At 37.3% G+C, this 5,087-nt stretch carries 7 protein-coding genes; all 7 read left to right on the plus strand.

All coding sequences use genetic code 11. The features are described from left to right. The first annotated feature begins 116 nt into the window (after nt 1-116). The 7 genes from H164_RS0114050 to H164_RS0114080 all read left to right on the plus strand — a co-directional run bounded on the left by H164_RS0114050 (nt 117) and on the right by H164_RS0114080 (nt 5,007). The gene (locus H164_RS0114050) at nt 117-1,145 is read left to right on the plus strand and encodes a replication initiation protein (protein ID WP_019969216.1); all 1,029 of its coding nucleotides are present in this window, start codon (nt 117-119) and stop codon (nt 1,143-1,145) included. Nucleotides 1,146-1,156: 11 nt separating this feature from the next. Further along, complete coding sequence (locus tag H164_RS0114055) at nt 1,157-1,402, plus strand: hypothetical protein (RefSeq protein ID WP_019969217.1); 246 nt, start codon at nt 1,157-1,159, stop codon at nt 1,400-1,402. 190 nt (nt 1,403-1,592) lie between these two features. After that, entirely contained in the window at nt 1,593-2,336 is a 744-nt protein-coding gene (locus H164_RS0114060) for a ParA family protein (protein WP_019969218.1), read from the plus strand. A gap of 5 nt (nt 2,337-2,341) precedes the next feature. Then, nucleotides 2,342-2,593: a hypothetical protein gene (locus H164_RS0114065; protein ID WP_019969219.1), complete on the plus strand. Its 252-nt coding sequence runs from the start codon at nt 2,342-2,344 to the stop codon at nt 2,591-2,593. 63 nt (nt 2,594-2,656) lie between these two features. Then, the gene (locus H164_RS14810) at nt 2,657-3,625 is read left to right on the plus strand and encodes a toprim domain-containing protein (RefSeq protein WP_019969220.1); all 969 of its coding nucleotides are present in this window, start codon (nt 2,657-2,659) and stop codon (nt 3,623-3,625) included. A 223-nt stretch (nt 3,626-3,848) separates the two neighbouring features. Then, nucleotides 3,849-4,424 carry an ORF6N domain-containing protein gene (locus H164_RS14815; RefSeq protein WP_019969221.1) on the plus strand — a complete coding sequence of 192 codons (576 nt, stop codon included), beginning with the start codon at nt 3,849-3,851 and terminating at the stop codon, nt 4,422-4,424. Beyond that, nucleotides 4,417-5,007 carry a recombinase family protein gene (locus H164_RS0114080; RefSeq protein ID WP_019969222.1) on the plus strand — a complete coding sequence of 197 codons (591 nt, stop codon included), beginning with the start codon at nt 4,417-4,419 and terminating at the stop codon, nt 5,005-5,007. Before H164_RS14815 ends, H164_RS0114080 begins: the two co-directional genes overlap by 8 nt. Nucleotides 5,008-5,087 lie beyond the last annotated feature (80 nt).

A 5,087-nucleotide genomic window follows, 5' to 3' on the forward strand; every position in this document is an offset into this window, starting at 1 on the left:
GTCTATTGCGACTTTTTCGGGGGTCTATTGCGACTTTTTCGGGGGCCTATTGCGACTTTCCTTTTTGTTTAGTCGGATAAAAGTGTTATCTTTGCAGAAGAAACAATCTTTTTAATATGGAGAATACTCTATCATTGGTTACACAAAGTAACCTTATAACAAATCGCCGGGCAAACTGGACACCGGTAATGTCTCGATGCTACATCGAGATTATAAGAGAGTTCACTCATAAGTACAGACAGTGGAAAAAAGAAAACCACAAAGATTTATTTGGGAACCCAGATTTACTTGTGCTGTGTTCCTATGATATTCCCCTGAAGAACTTTGACCAAGACCATCTGAAGGATATTAAAAATGCTTTGTCTCGTTTGCGAAAGGAGGGATTTGGTATAGGATCTGTCGATGATGATAATCCTGATCACGAGTGGTCAGACATTGGCTTTATTGCTGCTGCCAACTATAAGCCGAAAGAAAGAATGTTTAAGATAGAAATAACCCCGATGTTGGTTCCACACATCATAGAATTGGATAGGATTTTTACGGCAATAAACACGAAAATATATAAGAAATTTTCAACTAAATACACTTTCCGCTTTTATGAATGGATTTGCCAGTATAGAAACAAAGGGAAGTTCTTTTTAACCGTCGAATATCTACGTAAAGTCTTTATTCTTGAGAACAAATACAAGCGCAATGATGATTTTGTAAAAAAAGTAATTTTATCAGCTAAAGAAGAACTCCGCGAGCTTTACGACAAAGGTGAGTGCGATGTTTGTTTTGTGTATACACCAAAGGAATACGAAACAAACAACGGCCGTCCTGTTCCAGCTTCTTACTGGTTCACAATTATAGATGCCAACGCTCCGAAAGGAAAAGTCCCAAAGCGAATAGAGCAAAAGGATGTAACCTCAATACAGGCGACGCTAACTTTAATACTTGGCGTGCTACGCCCTATCTATTCAACTTCATTTGATGAGAACTACCCAAATAAAATCATCAATCCAATTGCGAGACTTGCCACCAGTGATACAATGTTACCGGTGCGTATTTTAAAGCGCATCAATGAAATCAAAGAGAATAACAACGTTACGAATAAAGCCGGATATATACGCACGGTATTAGAAAATGAGTTTGGAATTAAATAAAGCTATTGATTATGGGAAAATGGGAAAAATTTGAGCAGGGGGATCGGGTTAAAGTCCTTGTTTATGGAAATGATGATATACAAGAAATGGAATTCAGAGCAGGAACAATAATATATCCTCTTAATTTTATTCCAGATGATGGAACACAGATTTTAGAAATAGAGTTAGACAAACCGGATTTCAAAGGAAACAAAAGAATTACAAGATGCAATATGAGTTTTGTTTATCACCTCAAAGAGGATGAGAAGTTGGAATAAAATGAGATAAATTCGGATTTTTACGAGCTTTTAAAAACTTTGTCGTTTTATTCCGCATAAAAGTCGTTTTAATGCTATTCATAATTATTTTATAATACAATTATTGTTAACAACTCTCTATTTATAGGGTGATTGTTTGTTCATAAAATAATTATTTTGTAATTTTGCAATATAATTAAAACTCTAAATTATGACAAAAGTAATATCAATCATCAACCACAAAGGCGGTGTGGGCAAGACCACAACGACCGCAAATCTTGGCGGAGCACTCACCCAGAAAGGCTACCGGGTTCTACTGGTGGATCTTGACGGCCAAGCCAACCTTACCATGAGTTTAGGTCTAAGCTCTGACCTTAACGAAACCATTTATTCATCTATGAAGTCCGGAAAGTCTTTTCCTGTGTATAAAAACAAAGAAGGATTGGAAATCGTTCCGTCCTGTCTTGACCTCTCAGCCATCGAAACGGAGCTAATGAATGAGCCTGTACGGGAACTCATTTTGAAATCTTTATTGGAGAACATTAGGGATAGGTATGATTATATCCTCATAGATTGCCCACCCTCGCTGTCTTTATTGTCCTTGAACGCATTAACAGCATCTGACGGTATCATTATACCGGTACAGGCACAATATCTCGCTATGCGAGGAATGGACAAACTTGTGAACATCATCAATAAGGTTAAGAGCCGTATCAATCCCTCCCTATCAATCTATGGCATACTGATTACCATGTATGACGGTCGTACCAATCTTAATAAGAGCATATCTGAAATAGTAGAGGAGACTTTTCACGGAAAAGTCTTCACTACATATATCCGTAATAATATAAACCTTGCAGAAGCTCAGGCAAATGGAAAAGACATTTTCCATTATGACAGTAAATGCAATGGTGCTATCGATTATATGAACTTGTGTAATGAACTAACGAAATAAGAGCAATGAAAAAAGACGAATTAAAGAAAGTTATACAGACTTCACGCCAAGAAAAAAGTGGCATTGATGCCCTTATCTCATCGTCGACAAACGAAGTGTCCACAGAAACACTGGCAAAGAAAAAGATAAAAACATTAACAATTGATGAGAGCTATCATTCTAAGATAAGACAGATAGCTGCCAATGATGGTGTAAAGCTAAGTGAAGTTGTTTACGATGCTTTTAACATGTACTTCAAATATAGAAATATAAAATAATTATTTATGCAAACCTTTATAAATAAGCAACTTTGTAGATAATAAAATAATTATTTAATTATTATGACGACATTTGACGAACTGAAGCAAAAGGTTTCAATCATTCAAGTTGCAGAAGATTTGGGCTATCGTCTGAAGAAAAAAGACGGCCGCACCAATCCATGTTATGCTCTATATCAAGGTGGCACAAAAGTGGATGAAATTCTCATCCAACATCCTACGGACACATACACGCAGCGATTTTGTGACAGGAACTATCATCATGGAGATGTAATAGAGTTCGTCAAACTCCATATACACTCGTGGCCACAATTTCCACACCACAATGAAATGGTCAGAATTTCAATTATTCTGAAACATTATGCCGGGATTTCCTATATTCCGAAAGAAAGTCTAAACTTTCAAGAGAAACAGGAATTTGAACCTGCAAGATACGACGTATCAGAGGCAACTATAGAAAACTGCCATTTCCTCACAAGGGGTAGGCAGCTTTCCCATGATACCGTCGCAACTTTTCTTCGGCACATTGTTATCATCAAAGACAAAAAAGGCAAGAAGGACATCCCTAATATTGGTTTTCCTTACAAAGTGCCGGGCACTAAAACCGTAACCAATTATGAAATTCGCAATTACAATTTTAAGAGCATGGCCGCCGGTGGCGATGCCTCAAGTTCTGTCTGGGGCGTATATTCCCGAAAAGTCGGCCGCATCTTCATCTTTGAGAGCGCCATCGACGCAATGAGCTTTTATGAATTATACAAGGATAAGCAAACGTTTCAACACACCGCCCTCGTCTCAACCGGTGGTGGTCTTTCAGGCAACCAAATCACGAACTTGATAAAAACATACAATCCGCAAGAGATAGTGTGCTGCTTTGACAATGACAAACAAGGTACACGATACAGAGAACGTGTGGAAAGCATTGTCAGAAACTGGAACATTAGGGAAGATAGTAATATAGAAGTAGATACTATTCTCCCTAATGATAAAGACTTCAATGATGACCTAAAAAAATACAAAATTATAAAATAATTATCTCCAGAACACCTTTGTTTACTAACTATTATTTTATATTTTTATAAAGATAGTCTCTATTCAATTAGTTTTCAAATTTGTAAAGGCAGGTTTATCAAGTTTCTTTTAATTATCAGAAAATAAAACTTTTATCGCAGATAAAAAATAAAACGAGCAAATGCAGGAAAAGTGTTTCTTTTTATTTATCTTTGCAGGGATAATTAAATAAAACATATTCTATATGAATGAACTAATTCCTTTTAATACAGACGATGTACTTTCAAAGATACATAATGTAAGGGGATATAATGTAATTCTCGACAAAGATGTGGCCAATATCTACGGAGTAGAGACCAAACGTGTAAATGAAGCCGTCAGAAATAATCAGGAAAAATTTCCTAATGGCTATATAATAGAATTGACCAAAGAAGAAACGGATTCTTTAAGGTCGAAATTTTCGACCTTAGAAAATGGCCGTGGCCAACACTCTAAATATGCAGCACATGCATTTACCGAAAAGGGGCTTTATATGTTGGCAACCGTGTTAAAAAGCAGTAAGGCAACATCGGCAACTTTCAGTATTATAGAATCCTTTGCAAAACTTCGAGAAGTAGCAAGAAACATAACGGCCATTCATAATGAAGTAGACAAAGATAAACAAAAGGGACTTGTACAGCGTACAGGTGAACTTATCAGCGAACTTATATTTGATGACGGAGATACTATCGAGACTGAAAGTACTATTGAACTAAACCTCATGGCTTTAAAGCTCAAACATACAGTCAAACGAACAAAAGGGAAACAAGGGAATGAGTAGAGTAGGGTATGCAAGGGTATCGACAAAAGAACAAAATCTCGACATTCAAATTGCAGAACTGAAAGCCTCCGGCTGCGAAAAGATTTTTGTAGAAAAATGTTCCGGACTTCGCGAACGCCCGAAACTTCAGGAAGCACTTGCCTATCTCCGAAAAGATGATATCTTCATTGTTTACAAGTTCGACCGCATAGGGCGTTCCCTGAGAGACCTTATAACAACGATAAATGACCTGCAACAAAGAGGAATTGGCATTTTATCCATTAAGGATAATGTCGATGCAAGTTCCGCAAGTGGTCGTTTGATGATGCACATATTTGCATCACTGGCCGAGTTTGAACGTGACTTAATTGTAGACCGCTGCCAGTCTGGTCGAGAGGAAGCAAAGAAAAGAGGAGTTAAGTTTGGCCGACACAAAAAAAAGAAAGAAGCAAAGACAAAGGCCTGCGCTGCTCTTTACAAAGACAATATTCCCCTAAATGAGATTATGTCTCAACTGGGAATAAAATCCAAAGCGACAGTTTATAGGTATCTTAGATTAGAAAAGACACCTATTTCACGAAAGAACCGTTTATTATCGGATTGAGCTGGAGGGGAAGACTTTTTACTTTTCTTTCATCTCCTGCCCGGAGTTTTTTTTTAATCATCGGCTTATCGCTTCCGGGT

The organism is Segatella maculosa DSM 19339 = JCM 15638, from assembly GCF_000382385.1.
GTDB lineage: Bacteria > Bacteroidota > Bacteroidia > Bacteroidales > Bacteroidaceae > Prevotella > Prevotella maculosa.

Excerpts from the sequence above, each read along its gene's own strand:
- H164_RS0114050 (WP_019969216.1), top strand. The coding sequence starts at position 117 with ATGGAGAATACTCTATCATTGGTTACACAAAGTAACCTTATAACAAAT.
- H164_RS0114055 (WP_019969217.1), top strand. The coding sequence starts at position 1,157 with ATGGGAAAATGGGAAAAATTTGAGCAGGGGGATCGGGTTAAAGTCCTT.
- H164_RS0114060 (WP_019969218.1), top strand. The coding sequence starts at position 1,593 with ATGACAAAAGTAATATCAATCATCAACCACAAAGGCGGTGTGGGCAAG.
- H164_RS0114065 (WP_019969219.1), top strand. The coding sequence starts at position 2,342 with ATGAAAAAAGACGAATTAAAGAAAGTTATACAGACTTCACGCCAAGAA.
- H164_RS14810 (WP_019969220.1), top strand. The coding sequence starts at position 2,657 with ATGACGACATTTGACGAACTGAAGCAAAAGGTTTCAATCATTCAAGTT.
- H164_RS14815 (WP_019969221.1), top strand. The coding sequence starts at position 3,849 with ATGAATGAACTAATTCCTTTTAATACAGACGATGTACTTTCAAAGATA.
- H164_RS0114080 (WP_019969222.1), top strand. The coding sequence starts at position 4,417 with ATGAGTAGAGTAGGGTATGCAAGGGTATCGACAAAAGAACAAAATCTC.